This window comes from Nevskiales bacterium (assembly GCA_035574475.1).
Classification (GTDB): domain Bacteria; phylum Pseudomonadota; class Gammaproteobacteria; order Nevskiales; family DATLYR01; genus DATLYR01.
On sequence record DATLYR010000002.1, the window covers coordinates 1 to 20,384 of the forward strand.

A 20,384-nucleotide genomic window follows, 5' to 3' on the forward strand; every position below is an offset into this window, starting at 1 on the left:
GCATCTGCTGCGCCGCCGCCCGCGTGCCGTGGATCACGCCCTTGAGGTTGACGTCGATGTGGAAGTCCACGTCAGCTGCCGTGGTTTCCTGCACGTAGCCCGGCTTGAGCACGCCGGCGACGTTGAGCAGCACATCGAGCCGGCCCCAGCGCGCGACCACGCGCTCGACCAGCGCCGTCCAGGCCTGCGCGTCGCGCACGTCGAGGCGGGCGCTGAGCAGGCGCGCCGGGTCGCCCGCGAGCGCGTTCATTGGCTGGATGTCGGCCGCGCACACGGCCGCGCCGCGCGCCAGCAGCGCGCGCGCCAGCGCCGCGCCGATGCCGGAGGCCGCGCCGGTGACCAGGTAAACCTTCATCACTTACGCCGTCTGCCGCGCATGCTGCGGCCGCTGCAGTTGTCCGTAATGCAGATCACCCAGCACCTGCGTCGGTTTCGTGCCGGGGAACAGCCAGTAGCCGTCGGATTCCGAGCTGGGCGCGAGGTTGTAGAAGCCCTCGAAGCGCCCCGAGGGGCCGGCGATCTCGCGCTCCTGGATCATGGAGATGTACTGGTCCACGCCGTATTCGAGCGTGTTGCCGTTGAGCACCACCTCGGCGCCGGTGGCGCGGGCATAGTCGGCCAGACCCGGGATGCGCGAAGCCCGCGGCGACCAGGCGTCGAGCGACACGCCGTTTTCGCTGGTCACGTACAGCGTACCGCCGGCATTGACCACGATGGAGTGATTGCCTGCGGTGTGCCCCTTGGTGCGCAGGAGCGCCACGCCCTCGCCGAGAAAGACGTCGTGGTCGAGCAGGATGACTTTATCCTGCGGTACACCGGCAATCCCGTTGGGGCAGTACCACTGGTTCTGCCAGGGGATCAGCGCCTGGGCGGATTCCCATTCCTCGCGCATGACCAGCAGCCTGGCATTGGGGAACAGCGCCGGCTGCCCGTCGGCGCCGAGCCAGCGGCGGACATTGACCGTATGCAGGTGATCGTAGCTGAGGTAGTCCACGTCCTCCGGCGCCAGGCCGATGGCGGAGAGCACGCCGAGCACGGTCTGGGTCTTTTTGAACACCAGCGATTCGCCCACCGACGCCAGCCTTCCGTAGGATTCGGTCAGCCGTTTGAAGAAGGGCGTCTCGCGCTGCTGCTCCCAGTCCATCGGGCTGACCAGCAGGGTCTTGATGCCTTCGGCGCTCCGGAACTGCACCACGAACAGGCGGTTGACCAGATGCAGATAGGCCGGCAGTCCCTTGAAGGCATTGAGATAGGCATAGCGGGTCGGGTAGGGCACCCGCACCAGCTCGAAGGAGCGGTAGTAGAGCACCGGCGACTGGGCCAGCAGCGCACGGCGGAAATCCTTGGCCGCCTCGCGCACATTGTCCACGCGCGCCAGCGGGCGCGCTGCCGCGCGGGTGCCATCGAAATGGGTGCAGGCTCGCAGAATGCTCATGGTCTCTTTCCGTTCTCGCACGCCGCCGGAAGGCTGGTCAGCGGCACCGTATAATGTGATAATGATTCTAGTCAGAAATTCACTATGACAAGGATTCTAGTCAAATGTCAAGCCTGGCGCGGATGAGCAAGCGCAGCTATGCCCGCAAGCCGGCGCAGGGCCCGCGGCCGCCGGCCGCGGCCGGCCCATCGCGCCGCGGCTATGCGGGCATGACGCCCGAGGAACTGGACCGGGAGCGGCGCCGGCGCCTTCTCGATGCCGCGCTCGAGCTGTTCGCCAAACAGGGCTATGCGCACACCTCGATCGAGCAGTTGTGCGCGCAGTCCCGCGTCACGGCGCGCTACTTCTATCAGCTGTTCAGCAGTCGCGAGGCCCTGCTGCGCGCCCTCTACGACGAGATCATCGCCCGCACCCGCGCGGCCACGCTGGCTGCGCTGTCCGGGCCCGGCCAGGACCCGCAGGCGCGCATCAGTGGCGCCATCGCCGCCTTCGTGCAGGCCTATGTGCAGGATCCGCGCTGCGCGCGCGTCTGCGTGCTGGAAGCGGTGGGTGTCAGCGCAGCGATGGAAAAGCATCGGCGCGACACCATCCATGCCTTCGCCGCGGTGATCGAGGGCTTCGCACGGCACCTGGCCGAAACCGGCCTGCTGCCGAAACGCGACTACCACCTGCTCAGCGTCGCGCTGGTGGGCGGCACCAACGAACTGCTGGCCGAGTGGCTGACGGTCGAGCAGCCGCCCAGCATCGAGACGCTGACGCAGGAGATCCAGCTGCTATTCCGCGCCGCGATCCGCGGTGGGATCGAGTTGCTGCGCGAGGCGCCCGGAATCGATCCGCGTCAAACGGGCTGAGGCGGCACCGCGGATCGCTCCCGCCCTTCGGCGAGGGCGGACTGGGCGATGCGCAGCATGACCTGTCGCGCGAGCCGGATTTCCTGTTCCGTCGGCGCCTGCTTGCTGAACAGCCAGCTGCCGGCGTGCAGAATCGCCGCGATGATGCTCTGGTAGAGCAGGGGATGGGCGACCGGCCGGCCCAGCTTCTGCACCTGGTCCATGTACAGCCTGAGCGTGCCCTCGCCGACCCGGCGCCGATCCTTGTGGACCGGGGATCCCGGCAGGTGCGCTTCCCGATACAGGGCCAGCACGACCGGGCCGGTGTCCAGCCCCCATTGAATGTAAGCGTCGACGCCAGCGGCGATGCGGCCCATCAGGTCTTCAGCCTGGGACATGGAAGCGTTCATGCGGGCCAGCAGGGCATCGTTCGCGCGCTGCACCACCCGCTCCAGCACCTCGTCCTTGCCGGAGAACCAGCGATAGAAGGTGGGCCGGGAAATGCCGGCCTCGACCAGGATCTGCTCCACCGTGATTTCGTGATAGCTGTGCCGGGCGTAGACGACCTCGGCAGCGGCGAGCACGAGCTCTTCGTTCTCGGCGCGCTGGGCGGCCGAAGCCTTGGGGCGGCCGGGCGGCCGCGGGCGTGGCTTGAGCGCGGTGGACTTCGTTCTCACAAGCGTCAAGTCTGACATGTCCCAGCAACCTTTTTGAACGCAGCCCCTGATGCCTGTCGGCCGTAAGCAGCAATTGCTTGCAAAACAGCCGCTTATCCTGCAGCCGAGGGGGCGGACCCGGCCGATGAAAATATAATAACACACATGTTGCTTATAAGTAACATATGTGTTACGTTCGGTTGGCCATGGCATGGCATGCGCCAGGGCGGCAAACACAACCATTCGACAGGAGGAGGGAACAGCCAATGTTGGGATCCATCAAGCTGTTTAAACGAGGTGCTGAATTCGGGCCGGCTGGCGCCGCCATGCCGGGTCCGCTGACGAGGCGTCTGCTGGCCATGCTGGTTCTGGTGCTGCCCGTCGCCCCGGCGTTCGCGGTCACGCCCTGCGCGTCCAAGGCCCCGGGCAATTACACCGAGACCTGGACCCAGAACAGTTCGGTGGGGCCGATCCAGCGCAGCTGGATCGTGCACATTCCACCGGGCTACAACGGCACCCGGACGTTCTCGACCATCCTGAATTTTCACGGCAACACCTCCTCGGCCAGCGGCCAGGAAGGCTGGTCGAAGATGAGCCAGAAGGCCGACGCCGCCGGATTCATCGTGGTCTATCCGGAGGGCTACAAGAACTCCTGGAACGTCGGGCGCGACTGCTGTGGCGAGGCCCTCGCCAACAACATCGACGACGTGGGCTTCACCCGGCACATCGTGCAGCACCTCAAGGACAATTACTGCGTCGATCCGCAGCGGATCTACGTGACCGGCATGTCGGCCGGCGCCGGCATGGCCGCCAAGCTGGGCTGCCAGGCGGCCGATCTGTTCGCGGGCGTGTCGGTGGTGTCGGGGGCCTTCATCAGCCCGCCCTGCGAGCCCTCACGCCCGATCGCTGAATTGCAGTTCTGGGGCACCTCCGATCCTTACGTGTCGAGCACCGATGCGTACAACACGCGCGACACCTACCTGGCCGTGAACCAGTGCGGGTCGACGCCGACGCGCACATACACCAACAACAAGGCGACCTGTGATACCTACAACGGCTGCAGCAACGGCGTGCAGGTGACCTTCTGCAAGATCGAGGGCATGGGTCATTGCTGGCCCGGCAACAGCTGCACGGCCATCCTGCAGCCGGGCACCGGCGATATCTTCGCCAACGACGAGATGTGGGACTTCTTCCAGCAGTTCACGCTGACCAGCTCGAACACCTGCCCGCAGGGCTTCACGGATCTCGACGGCAATCCGGCCAATGGCTGCGAACATGCGCTGCCGGCCGGCTGCAGCAAGGCCGGCGTGCGCAACGGCAAGCGCTACTACCTGTGTGGCTGGAAGAGCTGGAGTCAGGCCAAGAGCAGCTGCGAGGCGCTGGGCGGCTACCGGCTGGTCAAGATCGAAGACGCCGCCGAGAACGCCTGGGTGAGCAATCTGCGCGGTACCATGCTGAGCTGGATCGGGGCCAACGACATTGCCGTAGAGGGGCAGTGGCGCTGGACCGACGACAGTGCCGTGAGCTACGCGCCCTGGGCCTCCGGCCAGCCGAACAACTACAACAACCAGGACTGCGGCCACTACTACCAGGACAACGTCGGCCAGTGGGGCGACGAGGCCTGCGGCAAATCGCTGCGCTACGTCTGCGAACAGAACTGAGCATCTGGCGTATGACGGCGGCAGCACCGCAAGGTGCTGCCGCCGCCAGGAAGCTCGGCCTGGGCGGCACCCCCATGCGGATTACCGACCAGAGCAATCGAACGGTAAGGCTACATGCCCGCCGAGTCGCTGCGCATGGCCTTGGATCGGCAACCCGGGCAGGCAGCTGGCGATGTGGTGCTGTTCGAGCCGGCTCCGTAACGACTCAGTAAAAAATACTAGAGGCGCGGGCTTGTGTTTACGTAACATGATTGTTACTTTCTGATCGTCCGTCGTGCATATCAGTCATTCCACCGCTGACGGCTTGGTTCCATGTCATTGGCTCCGCATATCCCGGGATCATTTGCGCGCAGCTGCAGCCTTGCGGCACTGGCGCTCGCGCTCGCCGGCTGCTCCGGCGATGCCGACCGCGCGACTGCGGACGGCAGCGGCGGGGGTTCGGGCGGCGCGGTGTCGGCGCACGTGGCCGATGGCGACGACCGCGACTGGCAGGGGACGTCCAGCTACGTTTCGGGCCGCTCGGTCTACAGCCGTGGTGAGTTCATTCACAGCGACTATGTGCATGACGATTCCGGCGCGAACATCGATGGCTTGCGTGCGCCAAACCCGGACTATCCCAATCCGGTGACCGGCATCTATCCCAATCCGCAGGACCCGACCTCGCCCTGGCTGGGCGGGACCGGCAACAATTTCATCGACCGTTTCCGCCACAGCGGGGACTACGCCTATCCCGCCAGCGGCCCCGGTGGCCTGCCGCTGGCTTACCCGGGCGGGTATTACGACGTGGCGGACCTCCTCGAATACCGCCAGGCCCTCGACGCCGCTGGGCTGCACGTGCTGGTGCGGCTGGGTGCCATGACCGCCGCGGACAGTAGCGTGGTCGGCATCTGCTGGGATGCCGACGGCAATGCCGCCACCGGGGCGCAATCCTGGCCGCGCGGCGCCAACCTGAATCAGGCTCTGGGCTGCGACTACTTCGCGACGCTGTGGGGCCGCGGCGGCGAGCTCACCGATTTCACCCGCACCCCCGCCGTGACGCAGCCCATCACCGTGGCAGCCAATACCGAGGCGCGGCCGCCGTTCATCGAGGCGGACATTCCCTTGCCAGCGTCCGCGCCTCGCGGCGTCTGGCGCACCTATGTCGGCGCCGGGTTGTGGGACGCGGCCGCCCAGGCCTGGCGGCCCGCGGTCAACCTGAACCAGCTGCTTGCGCCGGGCAACGTGCTGGGCACGGCCCCGAATCTTTACGACCTGCTGTTCCAGCCCGAGGAGGCCAACGATTACTGGCGTGACACCCGCCAGGCCGATGCCCTGGTCAAGCCGGACATCCGCGCCTTTCATGCGGACATCGATCTCGACATCCTCGCCTCCGGCGGCAGCACCGAAGCGCCGCGGCCCACCGGGTTGCTCAACATCCAGTATCCGGCGCTGGCGCTGGGCGACGGCCAGGGGGCGATGACGAATTGGTCCGGAGGCCTCGGCACCTTCGTCTACAAGGGGCCGGTGCAGCCCTATGCGCTGGTCCTGCCGTCCAATTACTACGCGGCGCCGCACCCGCGTCCGCTGGTCGCGTTCTTCCACGCCTCCAACGTCAATCACAGCATCTGGCCGGTGGGGGTCGAGGGCAGTGCCACGCCGCACCGCAATCTGATCACCGACCCGCCGCTGGGCACGACCAATGTGCGGGCGATCGTCGACCGCAACGACATCCTGGTGGTCGGCACGCTGCAGCGGGGCGAGAAGGGCCCCGCGGGGCCGGATCTGCCGTGGGCGGACATCGGCGGCGAGGGCGAACGCGACCTGCGCGACGTGCTGCAGACGCTGACCGGCCGCGATGGCTACCGGGTGGATCCGGACCGCGTCATCTATTCCGGGATGTCCTACGGCGGCCAGACCACGCAGGCGATGATGACGTTGTATCCCGACGAACTGGCCGCCGCCGTCGTCTACAACGCCCCCGGCACCGGCGTGCCGGCGCGGCTCATGAACGTGCGCAACCTCTATCACGCCCATGTCACCGGCGACACCGGACTGGATGCGACCGCGCCGGTGTTCGGCCGGCAGGCAGCGGAGGAGTTGACCCGGCTCGGCTACCGGCATCTGTATCTGGAGTTCATAGGCCGCGCGCACGACTTCAACCTCGTATACGAGTCGCTGCCGATCATCGAACAGACCGCGTGGCGGGCGGTGCGGGATCCCGACCCTGCGCGCGTGAGCTATCGACTGGACCGCGCCATCGAGGCCACCGGCGCTGCGCTCGGCCTGGCCCACGACCGCGCCTACTGGGCCAGCGGACTGCAACTCGCCGACGGGGCCGCCACCGGCACGCTGGATGCGATCGCCCTGCCGCTGGCGCACAAGCTGCCGCGCATGCGCAGTCTGCTCACCGGCACCTTTATCAACGTCATCACCGGCAACAGCGTTTACGTCCAGTGGCAGGAATGGGATCGCGATCTGTCCGGGCGCGGCCTTGCAGATTTCCAGCCCGGCTGGCTGCCCCTGCCCGACGTCCGGGTGCAGAACACGACGCTGGAAGCGCCGGGGCAGACGGGCGCGAACGCCTTCGTGCTGACGACCGATCTCGCCGCCGTCACCCTGGATCTGGCGCGCATGGGTCTGAGCACCCGCCGGCCCGGTAGCGGCGAGATCACGGCCACGCAGCCGCTGCGCTTGACCTTGCGCTGGCCGCCGTCCGATGGGCCGCCTGCGCGCGTTGCGCTCGATGGGCGGACGCTCGACGTCGAGCGTCTGGGCGATGCCGGGGTGCTGGCGCTCCCGGCCGGCCCACACCGGATCAGCTTCGAACCCTGATGTTTGGCAGCTACCTCACAAACTAATGGAAGGACAGCCCCCATGAACACACGGATTTGGCGCGTATCGACCCTCGGCCTGGCCCTGTTGCTCGCGGCCTGCGATTCGTCGGAGAGCGCCAGGGACGCGGGCGGCCGCGACGACGGCGGCTCGCTGCCGGGCGAGCGCGTTGCGGTCAACCCGGCGGAGAGCACGGCGGCGCAAGTCGTCTCCCCGGCCTTTCTGTCCTTTGCCGTGGACATCATCGCCGTCGTGGGCGGCGAGGCGGCCGATCCGGATTCCGACCAGAACATCGTGTTCCCGCCCTACGACTTCGATCGACCCAAGCTGCGCCGCCTGGTCCAGGCCCTGCTGGATGGCAAGCCGGCCTACATGCGTATCAGCGGCACGCAGATCGATCAGACCTATTTCGACATGAGCGATACGCCGGTCGCACAGCCCCCGCCCAACTACAAGCGCGTGCTCACGCGCGCGCAGTGGGACAAGGCCAATGCCTTCGCGCGCGCGCTCGGCCTGGAGATCTTCATCGGCATCAATGCCGGGCCCGGCCCGCGCGATGCCCTCTATAACTGGGTGCCGGACAATGCGCGCGACTTCCTGCGGTACACGGCAGAGCAGCAGTACCCGGTGACGGCGATCGAGTTCGGCAACGAGCCGAACGTGTTCTACGGCGCCCATGCGGGCCAGATCCTGCCGACTTACACCGCCCTGAGCTACGCGCGCGACATCCGCGCCTTCGAGGCGCTGCGCCAGGAACTGCTGCCGGGCGCGACCTTCGTCGGGCCCGGCCCCTTCCTGACTTCGCGCGATCCCCGCGGTGAGCAGCCGATCTCGGTGCGCGGCGTCACGGTCTCGCTGGGTGCGCCCGATCCCGGTCCTGCGCTCGATGCGGTCGGTGCGCCGCTGGGTCCGGAATCCTGGCAGGTCATGCCGCTGGTGCAGAACATCTACGGGGCGGTCAACTATCACTACTATCCGGTGTTCTCGGGCCGCTGCGTGTTCAATCCAAAGCTGCCGGAGGATCCCTTGCAGCCGGCGTTCCTCGATTCGCATCTGGAGAATCACGCCTACATGAGCGGGCTGCGCGACCAGTGGAATGCCGGCGCCCCGCTGTGGCTGGGCGAGACCGGCTCTGCGGCCTGCGGTGGCGCGGTCGATTACTCCGACCGCCACATCGCCACGTTCTATTACCTCAATCATCTCGGCCAGCTGGCCCAGCGCGGGGTCCAGGTCTACGTGCGCCAAGCGCTGGAGGGCGGCACCTACGGCCTGCTGCAACAGAACAGTCTCGAACCCAATCCGGACTACTGGGCGAGCCTGCTGTGGCGGCGGCTGATGGGCAGGCAGCAGCTGACGCTCGACGTGCCGCAGGCGCCGCAGACGCTGCGGGTGTATGCGGCCTGCACACCGGGGCGTCCGGGCGCGGTCACGCTGCTCGCGCTGAATCTCTCCCGCGACACGCCGGTGAACCTCGAGCTGCAGGGGCCCGGCGCGGGGGCGGCGCAGGTCTACACGGTCACCGCGCCCAGCCTCGACGCCAGACAGATCGCGCTCAACGGCAGGACGCTGACGGCGCCGGAGGGTGTCGTGCCCCGCCTCGATCCGGTCATCGCGAGCTCGGGCGTGGTGACGCTGCCCGCCGCCGCGTATGCTTTCGTCGTCCAGGACGCTGCGGCCCAGGTCTGCCTCGGCGGCTGAAGCGCAGCGCTCACCCCAACGCGAGGACTCCCCATGAACAGCACCATCCCACTCGGCGATCCCGTCGATGCCCGTCTGCCCTGGATCCGCAAACTGCATGCGCTCGATGCCGCCTGGGGCGAGTCGGTGGCGGGTGCACGACTGCGCGCCCTGCAGACGGCCGGCCGCAGGCTCGGCGATGCCCTGCGCAGCGGCCCACGGGTGGTGGCGGCGCGCAGTTTCGATACCTCGTTCGCGCCGTATCCCGTGCGTTTCGCCTTCAATGGCGCCACGCTCACCACGCCGCGCGGGCTGCTCTTGATGAAGAACCGCTCCATCCTGGTCCAGGTCAAGGCCGATGGCGCGGTGCGCAACATCCTGTTCAACCCCACCGATCCGCTGGGCAGCGCCAAGGCGCCGTTCTTCGACAAGCTGGCGGCCGAATCGCCGGCCTTTCTGCGCAAACGCTACGGCGCCAAGCCCACGCCGATCCTCGACGACCTGGCCCGGGTGGGCCTGCGCGGCGAGGACATCGACGTCATCGCCTTCGATCATTTCCATGTGCAGGACTTGCGCGCGACCCTGGGCACCGCCGGGATTCCCGGCCGTTTCCCGCGCGCCCTGCTGCTCGCGCCGCGCGTGGAATGGGCCGACTGGGACGACGTGCATCCGCTGCAGGCGCCGTTCTATGTCAAGGAGGGTAAGCGTGGCATCGATCCCGCGCGCGTGGTGCTCACCGACAGCGATCTGTGGCTGGGCGAGGGCGCGCTGCTGCTGCGCACGCCAGGGCACAGCTCTGGCAACCAGACCCTGTTCCTGCACACCGAGAGCGGCGTGTGGGGCACCTGCGAGAACGGCACCAGCGCGGATTCCTGGGCGCCGACCGCCTCGCGCATCCCCGGCCTCAAGCGCGCCGCGACGTTTTTCGAGCAGGACGTGATCCTCAACACCAACACGCCCGAGTTCGCCGGCCAGCAATACACCTCGATGATGCTGGAGCGCAGCCTGGTGGACCGGGTGCAGGCGTGCCCGGAGTTTTTCCAGATGCTGCCCTCGAGCGAGGTCACCTGGAGCTGGCTCGCGCCGCATGTGCGGCCGTCCATGGTGTTCGGCGGTCTGCGCAGCGGCCAGGTCCAGCCGCGCGCGGCGGTCGCGGGGGTTGCGGCATGAAGAAGGTGCTGGTCACCGGCGCGAATGGCTTTCTGGGCCGGCGGCTGGTCGAACAGCTGCTCGCGCGCGGCCATGCGGTGCGCGCCTTCGTATTGCCCGGCGAGGCGGTGCCCGCGCACTGGAGCGGTCGAGTCGAGCTGCGACGCGGAGATCTGACCGACGCCGCGGCCGTCACCGATGCCGCCGCGGGTATGGACGCGGTCGTTCACCTCGCGGCCCTGGTCGGCGACGGGCACACGCGTGCCGCCCAGCAGCGCGTCACGGTCGGCGGTACGCAGAACGTCGTCGAGGCGGCGCGCCGGCACCGCTGTCATGTGATCCTGGCCTCGAGCATCTGCGCCTACGGCGACCATCTTCAGCGCGGTGCCTGCCCCGAAGACACGCCCTATGGCCGTCCGCAGGGCACTTACGGCTGGGCCAAGCAGCGGCAGGAGGCAGTGCTGCGCACGCTGGATCCGTCGGCGTGGACGATCATCCGCCCGGCCAACATCTACGGCCCGGGCTGCAAGCCCTGGCTGGAAGAAGCCGGCGCGGCCCTGCGACAGGGCCTGCCGGTGATCATCGGCGACGGGCGCGGCAACGCGGGCCTGACCTATGTGGACAACGTCGCCGAACTGTTCTGCGCCGCGCTGGAGCAGCCCGCGGCGCGCGGCCGGGTGTACAACGCCTGCGACGAACTTGAAGTCAGCTGGGCGCAATACTTCAGCGATCTGGCGCGCCTGCTCGGCACACCGCCGCCCAAGCGGGCGCCGCGCCTCGCGGTGCGGCTGCTGGCCCTGCTCGCACCGCCGCTGTGGCGCCTGCTGCGGCGCCGTGACCGCCCGCCCATCACCCGCGAGGCCTACAACCTGGTCGGCAGCGACCACCGCATCCCCGCCGAGCGCGCGCGCCGCGAGCTGGGCTGGACGCCGCGCATGTCCTATGCGGACGGGATGCAGGCGGTGGCGCAGTCGCTCCGGGGGTCGTGACGGCGGCGCTGGTATCGATCGTCGCCGGGGCAGGGGTCGGTGGCGGTGACGCGGCGCGGACTACCGCTGGCGATTGCGATACGCTAGCTCACCGCGAAGCTCACGGAGGGCTTGCACCGATGACGGCGGAACTCGTTTTCTACACCCATCCGATGTCGCGTGGCCGCATCGTGCGCTGGATGCTGGAGGAGCTGGGCCAGCCCTATCGCACGGAGCTGATCCCTTACGGGCCAGCGATGAAGTCGCCCGAGTATCGGGCGATCAACCCGATGGGCAAGGTGCCGGCGCTGCGCCACGGCGACACGGTGGTCACCGAATGCGCCGCGATCTGCGCGTATCTCGCCGACGCCTTTCCGGAGGCGGGCCTGGCGCCGCCGCCGGCGGCGCGCGGCGACTACTACCGCTGGCTGTTCTTCGCCGCCGGCCCGGTCGAGGCCGCCGTGGCGGTCCGCATGCTGGGTGTGGAGCCGGATGAGAAGCAGCGTGCGACCGTGGGCTTCGGCAGCATGGCCGCGGTGCTGGACACGCTGGAGCACGCCGTGCGGGGCAAGCGCTACCTCGCCGGCGGACGCTTCAGCGCGGCGGACGTCTACGTCGGCAGCCAGATCGGCTGGGGCCTGCGCTTCGGCACGCTGGAGAAGCGTCCTGCCCTGGTCGCCTACTGGGAGGGCTTGAGCGACCGCGAGGCTTACCGACGCGCCAGCGCGATCGACGACGAGGCTGCCGCGCGCCTGTCTGCCTGAGCGGCACGAGTGAGCGCAACGCCGATGCTCCGGGGCGCGATCGCACTGGTCGCGCTGTGGCTCGGGGCCTGCAGCGGCAGCTCGCCGTCGGGTGGCGACGCAGGCGCTGGCCTCGACGGCGCGACGGTGCAACAGGTACCGTTCCGGCTCTGCCTCGGCGTACTGTGCACGGTCGCGGCCGGGGTCAACCCGCCGCCGCAGCCCTACCTCTACGCCGAGGGCACGCGGCCGGTGGTCAACCCACAGACGCTGGCGGCGTTTCCGGCGATCGGCTGGGTGGTCGGCAGCAGCCGTAACGAAATGATCCCCAGCTTCATCTGGCAGGGTAACCGTCTGTCCGGTGTGGACGCCGGCACGCTCTACGAGGTCACCGAGCTGGCGCAACGCGAGGATTTCGCCGATCGCGTGGAGCTGTCGCTGCGCACCAACTACAGCGACCAGACCGCGCGCTTGACGCTGCGCCGCCTGTCCTCAGGCGCACTGGCCGCCGATCTGGAGCCCCCGCCGGACATGGCGCAGGCCGGCATCGCGGTAACGGTGCTGAGCTTCGACACGCCGCCGGAGGAGGGCTTGTTCGGCCTCGGCGCTCGCAAGGATTTCTTCAACCAGCGCGGCCGGCTGCGCAATGTCTGGACCGAGCAGCAGAACACCGGCCTGGGCGGGGCCGAGGATCTGGATCTCACCGGCCTGGGCCGGTTCGCGGGACTGCCGCTGCCGACTACCAACCCCCTGGCCGCGCTGCTGGCCGAGCTGGGCATCCAGCAGGATCTGGACGACCTGCTGCTACTCGAAGAACGGACCTCCTTCCCCAATGGCGCGCAGGCGGCCTACTGGGTCGAGGCCTACGTGGTCGGCGCCCGCGGCTGGGCGGCGTGGACGCGCAACATGCACTTCCAGCGCCTGGACCTCGCCGCCACCCGTCCCGACAAGCTGCGCTGGCAGGTGGTGGGCAGCGGCGGCGTAGTGCAGCTGCGCGTTGCCGACGGCCGCGCCGCGGCCGCGCCGGGGGAAAGCCCGATCGAGGCGGCGAGCCGCATCTACACCGCCGACTGGGGCCGTGCGCCGGCGCCGGGGGCGCTGGCCTTCGAGCCGTGGATCCAGACCCTCAACCAGGGCGAGGGTGAGGCCGCGCCGAATGGCGCCGGCTTCTGGGGTGGGCAGCGCGCGCGCTGCGAGATCGAAGGCTTCATCGCCAAGAGCGCACAATATGACTTGCCGCTGCGCGTGATCGGGGTCGAGGGTTGGCAGGTCATTCCCCAGACCCATCCCGACTGCCTGGCGCTGAGCACCGAACAGATCTGCAGCCATCCCAATGGCTTTCCGCGCAACGAGCAGCAGCTGCGCGCGGAAGTCGCGGCCGGCACCTCGTTTTTCAACGCGGTGGAAAACTGCCCCGCGGCAGGCCGCAGTTTCTTCGACTCGGTGCGCGAGCGCGGTTTTGCGCTGGCCGGTTACTGGAACTTCTTCACCACCGATCACGGCTGCCCGGACAACGATCCCGCGCAGTGCCGCGACGACACGCTCGGCGTGCCCCTGGCCTCCAAGCAGGCTTACGCCGAAGCCTTCCGGCGCGAGCTGTTCGTCAAATCCTCGGCGCGGGCACAGCCGAACCAGACCGACGCCGCCGGCAACCACGTGGTGACCACCAACCGCGGCGGCCGTGCCAGCCTGATCGACTTCACCAACGAGGCTGCGGTGCCCTACTGGCAGCAGCAGCTCGCGCGCCTGCTGGATCAGGGCATCAGCCTGTTCATGCACGACTTCGGCGAGCTGACCACCGACGCGATGCGCTTCGCGGCCGGGGACGATCTCCTGCAGATGCACAACTTCTACGCCTGGCGCTATCAGCGCGCCGCGCGCTTGGCGCTGGACGCCCATGCACGCGAGCGCGTGCTGGGCGCGGCGTACCGACCCTTCTTCTACGCCCGCGCCGGCATGACCGGGGCCTGCGCCTTCACCCCCGGCGTGTTTCCGGGCGACGAGTCCACCAGCTGGGACGCTGGCCACGGCCTGCCCTCGGTGATGCCGGCAATGCTCAACCTGGCGCTGTCCGGCTGCTACGCCTTCACCACCGACGTCGGCGGTTACTTCGACGTGACCACGCCGCGCACCACGGAAGAACTGTTCGTGCGCTGGAGCCAGCTCGCCGCGTTGACGCCGGTGCTGCGCATCCACAACTCCACCTTCAACGGCTCGGTGTTTCCCTGGACCTGGGTCGAGGGCGGACATCGCGATCCGCCGCGCTTTGACACGCCGGGCATCTTCCGCCGCTATGCACGGCTCAAGCGCAATCTGATTCCGCTCACCGTACACTGGGCCGAGCGCGCCGCGACCCGCGGCGACATCGGCCCAGTGCGCCCGCTGATCTTGCACGATGACTCGCCGATGGCACAGCGCGTGGACTACCAGTGGCTTTACGGCACCGACCTGCTGGTGGCGCCGGTCTACCAGCCGGGCGTGGGCGCGGTCGAGGTCTACTTTCCGGCCGGCGCGCGCTGGCAGCGCGTCACCGTCGACGAGCTGGGCCGTCTGGCACCGACTGCAGAGATCCACGACGGCGGCACGCGGCGCAGCGTCGCCGTGGACGCCGCCACGCTCGCCGACATCCCGCTGTTCCTGCGCTGCGGTACCACCGACCCGCTGCTGCCGCTGCAGGCGCCAGCGGACTGCCGGGCGCACGCCGTGCCGGCGGCAGCGGTTGGGCACGCTGGCCATCTTGCGCCGCTGCGCGCGGCTCTAGCGCAATCTGATTCCGCTGACCGGATACGGGGCAGGGCCGTTGATTCTGATGACGCTGCGCTATCCGGGCCTCGGCCTGAGGATTTTTCCCGTGGCGCCTTACCTTGAGTCATCCGCCGCGAGAACGGGATTTCGACGCTCTCGGCTGGCAAGACTCGGTATGGCGCGGCTTTCGTCCGCGGCCAGTTGCGCCCGCGCTCAGGCGCTCAGGCTGTGGCGCAGCTTTTTGAGCGCAGCGGCCTCGATCTGGCGCACGCGTTCGGCCGAGATGCCGTACTCGTCGGCCAGTTCCTGCAGGCCGGTCTTGCGGGATTCGTCCAGCCAGCGCCGCCGCAGGATGTCGCGCGAGCGGTCGTCGAGTGTACGCAGCGCCGACTGCAGCTGGGCGAGCTGGTGCTCGGCGTGCTCGCGCTCGCCGAGCTGGTGCTCCGGGTTGTACGCCTCGTCCGCCGCCAGGTAATGCTCGGGGCCGAAGACGCTGTCCTCGTGCTCGTCTTCCGCCGGCAGGGCGTTGAAGGAAACGTCATGGCCGCTGAGGCGGTCCTCCATCTCCAGCACGGTCTCGGGTTTGACCTTGAGGTCGGCGGCCACCGCCTCGACCTCGCCCTGGTTCATCCAGCCCAGGCGCTTCTTGGCCGAGCGCAGATTGAAGAACAGCTTGCGCTGCGCCTTGGTGGTGGCGACCCGGACGATGCGCCAGTTGCGCAGGATGAACTCGTGGATCTCGGCGCGGATCCAGTGCACGGCGAAGGAGATCAGGCGCACGCCGACCTCCGGGTCGAAGCGCTTGATCGCTTTCATCAGGCCGATGTTGCCTTCCTGGATCAGGTCGGCCAGTTGCAGGCCGTAGCCGAGGTAGCCGCGTGCGATGTGCACCACGTGGCGCAGGTTGGCCAGCACCAGCTGCTGCGCGGCCTGCAGGTCGCCGTGGTCGCGCAGCTGGCGCGCCAGCCTGCGCTCCTGCTCGGCGTCCAGCACCGGCAGACTGTTGACCGTGCGGATATAGGCCTCCAGGCTGCCGGCCAAGGGGGTCGGCAGGCTCTGCGGCCTGATTGCCAAAGCATTGATTGAGCTCATTATTTCCCTATCGCCTCCGCTTTAGCAGTCTCTACGATAGAGTGCTAACGCCCTTAGGATAGGCGAAACCGGCAAAAGTTCAAGCGGACGAGCGTTCGCACGCAGGACTGGTACGCGAACTGCCGCATACGCCACACTAGGGCTTCGCAGGGGATGCACAAACCGCTGCCCAGGCAGCGCCGCCGGCGCAGGATAGACCGGCCACCCGCTTTATTTCGGAGCGCGCCATCGCCAACCAGAGTTCCAAGCCGGGGCCCGCCACGGCTCCGCCGCCGGCCGATTCGGCCACGCCTGCGCCCTCGCTGACCATCAGCCGCCGCGTGCTGATCAAGACCGGCGGTGCCTTCGCGCTCACCGCCATGGTGCCGCTGCTGTCGCACTGCGGCGGCTCGGGTGCGGACGATGCGGGCTTGCCCGGCACTGGCCCTTCGGGGCCGACGCGCCGCGCGCGTTTCCTGAGCGACGCCCAGCTCGATACCCTGCGTGCACTGGTGGACCGGCTGATTCCGGGCCAGCCGGAGGATCTCGATCCGGGCGCGGTCGCCGCCGGTTGCGCCGAGGCCATCGATCACCTGCTGGCGGCCTTCCTCACCGATCCGCCGCTGATCTACGCCGGCGCGCCGTTCTCCGACCGCGGCGGCCATGGCCGCAACCATTTCCTGGAATTCATTCCGCTCGATCCCTACGAGGAACTGGCCTGGCGCATCGCCATCGAGGGCTCGCAGGGCCGGCCCGAGCGCGAGTTCAACGGCCCGGTGAAGGGCATGCAGGCGATCTACACGGAAGGGCTGGCGCAGCTGGAGGCGCGCGCCCAGGCGCAGGGCTTCGCATCCTTCGCCGCGATGCCGGGGCCGCTGCGCGACCTCGTACTGGCCGACGGTAGCGATACGGCCATCCAGGACCTGCTCGACATCGCCTTTCCCGACACGCTCGACGCGATGTACGGCGCGCCCGAGTACGGTGGCAACCGGAACCTCGCCGGCTGGACCTTCACCGCCTATGCCGGCGACGTGCAGCCGCGCGGCTACACGCCCGCGCAGGTCATCCATGCCGACAACCCGGGCCTGCTCGACGCCCTGCTGCCGCCGTCGTTCAGCGAGGCCGCCGCGGCGCCGAGCGCCACGCCACTGCCGCGGGTGTTCGGCGCCGCGGACGAAGGGCTGCCGCTCTGGCTGTCGGGCGAGCCGATGGCGGCGATGCTGATGGCGGCGGACGGCTCGCTCAAGCGGCTGCGCGTGCAGCTGGCGCCGCTCGCGCGCCAGCGCCTTGCCGTGCCGGGGCAGAGGGCGCGGCATGGCTGAGGCGGTCATCATCGGCTCCGGCCCGGCCGGCAGCATCGCCGCCTGGGAGCTGGCGCGCGCCGGCTGGTCGGTGACGGTGCTGGAACGCGGCCGCAACCTGCGCCCGGGCTTTGGCCAGGTGGAGAGCAAAGACCTCGGCACGCTCTATTCCAGCGACGAGATCAAGACCGCGCGGCTGTTCGGTTTCCCGCAGCCGCTGCTGGAGCCGCTCACCGGCCGCACGCAGGCCGAAGCGGCCGGCGGCGCCGAGCGCACGGTGCAGGGCCTGCACGTGTCGCTGGGCGCGGCGGTGGGCGGTACCTCGCTGCACTACAATGCGAAATTCCCGCGCTTCTGGAAGCAGGACTTCACCCAGCTGTCGGACCTGGGGCCGGTGGAGGGCGCGCAGGTCGCAGACTGGCCGATCCGCTACGAGGACCTGGCGCCGTTCTACGACGAGGTCGAGCGCCGGATCGGCGTGCAGGGCGACGTGAACCAGATGCCGACGCGCACGCTCGAGCAGGCGCCGCGCGCGGGCCAGTTCGTCATGCCGCCCAATCCCACCGGCTACGCTGCGCGGCTGCTGGCGTGCGGCGCGCTCAATGTCGGCTGGAATCCCTTTCCCTATCCGGCGGCGGTGAACTCGCAGGTCTTCGACGGCCGCCCGGCCTGCAATTCCTGCGGGCTGTGCTCGAGCTTCGGCTGCCCGATCAACGCCCGCGGCGACGCGCTGGTGACCTACCTCAACCCGGCGGTGCGCACCGGCCGCGTGCGGGTGATCGAGCGCGCGCTGGCGTACCGCATCGACACCACGCCCGACGGCCGGCGCGCGACCGCGGTGCGCTACTTCGACCGCGACGGCATCCCGCGCTCGATCAGCGGCGACCGGATTCTGATCGCCGCCAGCCCGGTGCAGACCGCGCGCCTGCTGCTGCTGTCCGCCAACGGCGCGCACCCGGACGGCCTGGGCAACGGCTCGGGCCAGGTCGGGCGCAACATGATGTTCCATTACTTCACCATCGGCGGCGCCTTCTTCGAGCGCGACGTGCAGAGCCTGCGCGCGCAGAGCACCACGGTCGAGGTGGACGATCTGGTCGGCCCTTTCACCGGCCCCGAAGTACGCGCGCTGGGCGTGCCCTATATCAAGGGCGGGCTGATCCAGGTCGGTTCCGGTCTGCCGCTGCTGCAGGAGGCGTATTTCTACGCGGGGCTCGGCATTCCACAGGGGCGTGCGCACAAGAACGCGATGCGGCTGTCGATGGCGCGGCGGCGCATCGCCGGCATCCAGTTCGTCGGCGAGGACCTGCCGCAGGCGAACAACCGTGTGGACCTCGACCCGGGCGTCAAGGATTTCCGCGGCCTGCCCGTGCCGCGCGTCACCTGGTCACCGCATGCGCATGAGCGCGCGGCCGCCGCCTACACGGCGCCGCGGCTGGAGGCGATGCTGCTGGCCGCGCCGGGTGCGATCGGGGCGGTGGTCACGCCTGGCCCGCTGCTCGGCGACACCCCGCAGCTCACCGCGCACCATGCCGGCACCGCGCGCATGGGCGATGACCCCGCCACCAGCGTCTGCGACCGGTTCGGACGCCTGCACGAATGCGGGAACGTGCACGTGGTGGACGGCTCCACATTTCCGACCTTCCCCGGCTTCAACCCGACCCTGACCATCTTCGCCAACGCGCTGCGCATCGCGCGCGCGATCGGCAACGGCACCGCCTGAGGCAAGCCATGAGACCGCTGTACCGCCTGTTGCTGCTGATCCCCGTGCTCGTCCTCGCGGCCTGCGCCGATTCGAACTCCGATTCCGGGCCGGGCGGCAGCCAGGCCTTGCGCAGCGGGCCGTTCAAGCTGCTGGTCTACTCACGCACCGCCGGCTTCCGCCACCCCTCCATCGAGCCGGGCATCCAGGTGGTGCGCCAGCTCGGCGCCGACAACGGCTTTACGGTGGACGCCACCGAAGATCCGGCGCAGTTCACGCCGCAGAACCTGGCGCAGTACGATGTGGTGATGTTCCTGAACACGACGCTCGACGTGCTCGGCCCGGCCGAGCAGGCGGCCTTCGAGCAGTACATCCGCGGCGGCGGCAGCTTCGTCGGCGTGCACTCGGCCGCGGATACCGAGCACGACTGGCCGTTCTACGGCGAACTGGTGGGCGCCTATTTCCAGGCGCACCCGGTGCTGAACCAGCCCGGCGTGCTGCGCATCGAGGACGAAAGCCATCCCTCGACCGCGCACCTGCCGCGACCCTGGCAGCTTCCGTTCGAGGAGTTCTACAGCTTCAGCAGCAATCCGCGCGGCGCGGTGCGCGTGCTGCTGAGCATCGACGAGGGCAGCTATCGGCAGGAACCCAACACCAGCTGCGACCCGCGCGGGCCGACCTTTCCGCAGGGCTACAGCGGCGTGATGGGCGACCACCCGATAAGCTGGTGCCACGACAAGTTTGCCGGCCGCGCCTGGTACACCGCGCTCGGCCACGAGCCCTATCTGTATTTCACGCCGGACTACCAGCAGCACCTTCTGAACGGCATCCTCACCGCCGCGCGGCGCGTGGCGGCCAGCTGCGCGGTGAACCCGAAGCCGGCGGACGTGCCGGACTATGTCCCGCCCGAGCTGCGGCCCTGCGAGGCGCAGCTGCTGCCTTAAGTTTTGCGGCCGGCATTTTCCCTGCGGGGAGACACTTGATCTGAGAAGCCCGGGATCGACCGGGATTTGGTGGTCGATCATGGGACAAATTCAAGCGAAACGGGGGGTTAGCGGTGGCGCCAAGGCCGGCGTAGCGAGCAGGCTATGGTTTGAGAATCTCGCGTGCGCGCCGGTTTTGGACACATGATTTGAGAATCCTTAAATCGAGCGTTCGAAGCCTTCAAGGATCGTTTAAAGCCAGCCTTACCAGCTCGATCACATCCTCATCCGGGACCGGACGCCGGTCTCTCATAGCGAGCCTGTAGACCAGAGTCCGGACAGCCTCTTTCTTATGCCTGGGCAGCTCAGCGCCAAGTGCTTCGATAGCGGCGTCGATGGCCTGGTACGACGAGCGTATCAACCGGCCGAATTCTACCAGCCCCTGCTCTCTACGCGCCGCAGCGGCCTGATCGCCCAATAAAACGTCACGAACCATATCTTCATGAGGCCCGACATGGTGCGGCTCTAAGAGCATCGCCCCCTCCCCGGTCAGGAGCCAGTTCGCGTTGATGCCGGCGCGCACGTAGCCAGCTATGGCTTCGCCCCCAGGTATGGTTTTACATCCTTCATAGTCCTTGTGGGACGGAAGAGGAACGCTGGCGGCCTCAGCCAGCGCCCTCATGGATAGGCCCATAGCCTTCCTGGCTGTCCTGAG

16 protein-coding genes are annotated in these 20,384 nt (G+C 68.6%); 11 read left to right on the top strand and 5 right to left on the bottom strand.

Features of this window, described 5'->3' with window-relative positions:
- A partial coding sequence (locus VNJ47_00030; protein ID HXG27223.1) for an SDR family NAD(P)-dependent oxidoreductase occupies nt 1-355 on the bottom strand: 355 nt, incomplete at its 3' end.
- A gap of 3 nt (nt 356-358) precedes the next feature.
- Nucleotides 359-1,435 (bottom strand): hypothetical protein, encoded by a 1,077-nt coding sequence (locus VNJ47_00035; protein ID HXG27224.1) that lies wholly within the window; start codon nt 1,433-1,435, stop codon nt 359-361.
- Between the two features lie 104 nt (nt 1,436-1,539).
- Between VNJ47_00035 and VNJ47_00040 the strand changes: the two genes are divergently transcribed.
- The gene (locus VNJ47_00040) at nt 1,540-2,286 is read left to right on the top strand and encodes a TetR/AcrR family transcriptional regulator (GenBank protein HXG27225.1); all 747 of its coding nucleotides are present in this window, start codon (nt 1,540-1,542) and stop codon (nt 2,284-2,286) included.
- Here the strand turns inward: VNJ47_00040 and VNJ47_00045 are convergent.
- Nucleotides 2,274-2,960: a TetR/AcrR family transcriptional regulator gene (locus tag VNJ47_00045; GenBank protein HXG27226.1), complete on the bottom strand. Its 687-nt coding sequence runs from the start codon at nt 2,958-2,960 to the stop codon at nt 2,274-2,276. The genes VNJ47_00040 and VNJ47_00045 overlap by 13 nt on opposite strands.
- Nucleotides 2,961-3,247: 287 nt before the next feature.
- Here VNJ47_00045 and VNJ47_00050 point away from each other — a divergent pair, with 287 nt between their 5' ends.
- From VNJ47_00050 to VNJ47_00080, 7 genes are all read left to right on the top strand, one after another.
- Complete coding sequence (locus VNJ47_00050; protein HXG27227.1) at nt 3,248-4,582, top strand: lectin-like protein; 1,335 nt, start codon at nt 3,248-3,250, stop codon at nt 4,580-4,582.
- A 312-nt stretch (nt 4,583-4,894) separates the two neighbouring features.
- Nucleotides 4,895-7,393 carry a hypothetical protein gene (locus tag VNJ47_00055; protein HXG27228.1) on the top strand — a complete coding sequence of 833 codons (2,499 nt, stop codon included), beginning with the start codon at nt 4,895-4,897 and terminating at the stop codon, nt 7,391-7,393.
- A 42-nt stretch (nt 7,394-7,435) separates the two neighbouring features.
- A complete protein-coding gene (locus VNJ47_00060; GenBank protein ID HXG27229.1) occupies nt 7,436-9,091 on the top strand; it encodes a hypothetical protein in 1,656 nt (551 codons plus the stop codon).
- Between the two features lie 33 nt (nt 9,092-9,124).
- Nucleotides 9,125-10,240 carry a hypothetical protein gene (locus tag VNJ47_00065; protein HXG27230.1) on the top strand — a complete coding sequence of 372 codons (1,116 nt, stop codon included), beginning with the start codon at nt 9,125-9,127 and terminating at the stop codon, nt 10,238-10,240.
- Complete coding sequence (locus VNJ47_00070) at nt 10,237-11,208, top strand: NAD(P)-dependent oxidoreductase (protein ID HXG27231.1); 972 nt, start codon at nt 10,237-10,239, stop codon at nt 11,206-11,208. The genes VNJ47_00065 and VNJ47_00070 overlap by 4 nt, the downstream gene beginning before the upstream one ends.
- 119 nt (nt 11,209-11,327) lie before the next feature.
- Nucleotides 11,328-11,951 (top strand): glutathione S-transferase family protein, encoded by a 624-nt coding sequence (locus VNJ47_00075; GenBank protein ID HXG27232.1) that lies wholly within the window; start codon nt 11,328-11,330, stop codon nt 11,949-11,951.
- Between the two features lie 9 nt (nt 11,952-11,960).
- On the top strand, nt 11,961-14,798 hold the full coding sequence (locus VNJ47_00080) for a TIM-barrel domain-containing protein (GenBank protein HXG27233.1): 2,838 nt from the start codon (nt 11,961-11,963) through the stop codon (nt 14,796-14,798).
- A 90-nt stretch (nt 14,799-14,888) separates the two neighbouring features.
- On the opposite strand, the gene rpoH is transcribed toward VNJ47_00080, so the two are convergent.
- Nucleotides 14,889-15,767 (bottom strand): RNA polymerase sigma factor RpoH, encoded by an 879-nt coding sequence (gene rpoH / locus VNJ47_00085; GenBank protein HXG27234.1) that lies wholly within the window; start codon nt 15,765-15,767, stop codon nt 14,889-14,891.
- Between the two features lie 320 nt (nt 15,768-16,087).
- On the opposite strand from rpoH, the gene VNJ47_00090 reads away from it, so the two are divergent.
- From VNJ47_00090 to VNJ47_00100, 3 genes are read left to right on the top strand one after another with little or no spacing between them, the layout of a single operon-like run.
- Nucleotides 16,088-17,068: a gluconate 2-dehydrogenase subunit 3 family protein gene (locus VNJ47_00090; protein ID HXG27235.1), complete on the top strand. Its 981-nt coding sequence runs from the start codon at nt 16,088-16,090 to the stop codon at nt 17,066-17,068.
- Nucleotides 17,061-18,767 (top strand): GMC family oxidoreductase, encoded by a 1,707-nt coding sequence (locus tag VNJ47_00095; protein HXG27236.1) that lies wholly within the window; start codon nt 17,061-17,063, stop codon nt 18,765-18,767. Before VNJ47_00090 ends, VNJ47_00095 begins: the two co-directional genes overlap by 8 nt.
- An 8-nt stretch (nt 18,768-18,775) precedes the next feature.
- Nucleotides 18,776-19,690, top strand: coding sequence for a ThuA domain-containing protein (locus VNJ47_00100; protein HXG27237.1), 915 nt, complete (start codon nt 18,776-18,778; stop codon nt 19,688-19,690).
- A gap of 220 nt (nt 19,691-19,910) precedes the next feature.
- On the opposite strand, the gene VNJ47_00105 is transcribed toward VNJ47_00100, so the two are convergent.
- A partial coding sequence (locus tag VNJ47_00105) for a hypothetical protein (protein ID HXG27238.1) occupies nt 19,911-20,384 on the bottom strand: 474 nt, incomplete at its 5' end.